The 2,741-nt window shown below is 73.1% G+C and carries 3 protein-coding genes; all 3 read right to left on the reverse strand.

Going from position 1 to position 2,741, the window contains the following annotated elements:
• Nucleotides 1–436: 436 nt before the first annotated feature.
• Nucleotides 437–949, reverse strand: coding sequence for a GNAT family N-acetyltransferase (locus NBW84_RS13465; RefSeq protein ID WP_250285054.1), 513 nt, complete (start codon nt 947–949; stop codon nt 437–439).
• Nucleotides 942–2,009 (reverse strand): NAD-dependent epimerase/dehydratase family protein, encoded by a 1,068-nt coding sequence (locus NBW84_RS13470; RefSeq protein WP_250285056.1) that lies wholly within the window; start codon nt 2,007–2,009, stop codon nt 942–944. The genes NBW84_RS13465 and NBW84_RS13470 overlap by 8 nt, the downstream gene beginning before the upstream one ends.
• A 266-nt stretch (nt 2,010–2,275) precedes the next feature.
• Nucleotides 2,276–2,741, reverse strand: a 466-nt coding sequence (locus NBW84_RS13475; RefSeq protein WP_250285057.1) for a CAP domain-containing protein, incomplete at its 5' end; no start/stop codon positions are given.

Consider the following 2,741-nt stretch of genomic DNA (forward strand, 5'->3'; position numbering starts at 1 on the left):
GACAAGATCGCCCGCGAACAGCGGGTTGTGCGCGCCGGGGCCGGACTCCTCCGAGCGGCGCCAGTGCGGCGGAATGATCAAATGATCGTAGGTGACCTCCGAGGCACGCGGCCCGGGCGCTGATCCGTCCAGGGTTCCCGCGAACGCGGCTTCGCGTTGGGTTTCCACGCTCACTCTGAGAACCTCCCCAGCGCCTGCGCGCCAGCCGTACGCCCCCCATCCAGGACACGCGCGGCCGGTCAGCCGACACGGAGTCGCGAAGTGGGCGGCCAGCCGTACCGCCCGATTCGCGACATCGCATCCTATGGTGCCGCATCCCGTCGAGCGGTGAGCACCGGGTCCGGAGCGGTCGCGTTACGTGACGAAAAAAGCCGGATCGGGCAACGGCGACCGGATCCGGCGAAAGCGGGCCGGAGCAGGGAGAACACAGAAACGATCAGTATGGCGGTGGCCGGTACCAGACCCGCCAGCCGCCCGGCAGGACGATGCTGGTGGGCACGAACGCGGTCGCGACAGCCAGCCGCTCACTCGTCCGGTCGCCCAGGCGCAACCGGGCCTCGACCACGACCGGGCCGCGGAACTCCAGCCAGCCGGCCAGCGCGCGCAGCACCTCGGTGGCATAGCCGTGACGCCGGTAGGGCCGCCCGATGGACACCGACACCAGCGCGCGCCGGCCGAACGCGTCCACCGCCAGCAGCCCGATGGCCGCCGAGTCGTCACCGCGGATCGTCCAGGTCATCACACCACGCCCGGCGCTGGCCCGGCGGCGCAGCGCGCGGCGTAACGTCTCGGTGGGATCGCCGGTGACGTCGATGGTGATCCCCTGCACCTTGGGCAGGTGGGTGCCCACCAGCAGCGGCCCGAGTTCCTCGGCGACGAACCCGGCGTTCCAGACGGTCAGCGGAAGCGCGAGCAGACGCAGGGTCGTCAGGGTCGGCGCATCAGCCACGGCGGGCGGGCTCCGCGACGCCGAGCAGTCCCCGTTCCCGCAGCAGCGCCTCGGTGCGGGCCATCCCCTCGTCCAGGCCGACGCGCGGCTGCCAGCCCGCCAGCTGCCGGATCCTGGCGATCGAGTAGGTGCCCGTACGGGTCAGTTCGGCCAGCGTCAGCGGGCCGAGATCCACATAGCCGCGGGGATGCAGCCGCGAGGTCACCCGGCCGGACAGCCAGCCGTGGCCGGACAGCAGCCGGTCGGTGGCGTCGAGCGCGCGTACCAGCCCCGCCGGCACCTGGCCCGGCAGGGGCACGCCGGCCATCCGCGCGTACCGGCCGAAGAAGTCCGACGCGGTGACCGGCTCGCCGCCGGTGACGTGCAGGATCTCGCCAGCGGTCCGCTCGGCCCCGGCGACGGTGACGACAGCCGCGGTCAGGTCATCGACGTGGACCGGGCTCAGCAGCCCCCGGCCGCCGTCCACCAGGACGAAGCGCCCCGCCCGCAGCAGCAGCAGCGGCCACAGCGTCCACCGGCCGGCCCGCGGGCCGTAGGCGTCGCCGACCCGCAGCACCGTCACCGGCAGTCCCCGGGCGGACGCGGCGAGCGCCGCGCGTTCGGCCGCGGCGAGGGCGTCCGGGCGCGTCAGGCCGGTGGCCGTGACCGGCGCGCTCTCGTCCACCAGGTCCGGGAAGGAGGCGCCCAGCACGCTCACGCAGGACAGGTGCACGACACGGCCGACATCGGCGCGCTCGCACGCGTCCAGCAGCCCGGCGGTACCCCCGAGCGTCACCGAGCGTAGTTCGCTGTCGGTGAGTGGGGCCGGGCGGCGGCGCACGCCGGCGCGCACCGCGTCCAGTTCCCCGCCGCCGCCCGTGCCGACGGCCGCCGCGTGCACGACAAGATCGACACCGACCAGCAGTTTACCCAGCTCCGCCGGCTGGGTGACGTCCGCCACGACAATGCCCGGACCACGGCGGACATCGACCGGTATGACGTGGTAACCGCGCCGACGCAGCTCGTGCGCGACCGCGTCCCCGATGAATCCGCCGGCGCCAGTAACGACCGCGCGAGCCACGTCCCCCCTCATCGCCTTCCTGGAAGAGTCAATATCATAGGCGTCACATCCCGTCACGTTCTGTTGCCGATACGTCGTTCCAACGGCCCGGCATCGACTCGACGTGACCGGGAAGCCAGACTAACCGGTGATGACGGTCACAGCTGTCACGGCCCACACCCGGATACCACGCAAGCGGCTGTCCGGGAACAGAAAGCGACAGGCACGAGAGCGTCTCGCCCGGATCCGGGACCGCCCGCCATCGGCCGGCACCTGTCGGGCATGGCCTACGGCGTCCCGAAGTCCTGCGTCCAGTAGGTGCGGTAACGGCCTCCGGTGGCGTAGCCCACGCCGATCTGCCTCAACGAGCAGTTCAGGATGTTCGCGCGGTGCCCGGCGCTGTTCATCCAGCCCCGCACCACCTCCGCGGGTGTGCGCTGGCCCGCGGCGATGTTCTCCGCCGCGGCGGAGAACCCGTACCCGGCCTCCGCCATGCGCTGGAAGGGCGTCCGGCCGTCCGGGCTGTCGTGGCTGAAGTAGTCGCGGGTGGACATGTCGGCGCTGTGCGCCTGCGCGGCCGCGGTCAGGCGGCGGTCCGCCGTGAGCGCCGCGCAGCCCGCTCTGGCCCGCTCGGCGTTCGTGAGCGCGACCACCTCGGACGCCTCGTCCGGGATCTGCTCGGACGGCGCGCTGGTCACCGGCGTGACCGGGTGCGCCGGGGACGGCGCCGGCGGCGCCGGCGCACCCGGGGCC

This window comes from Protofrankia sp. CiP1_Cm_nod2 (assembly GCF_920664355.1).
Classification (GTDB): Bacteria; Actinomycetota; Actinomycetes; order Frankiales; family Frankiaceae; genus Protofrankia.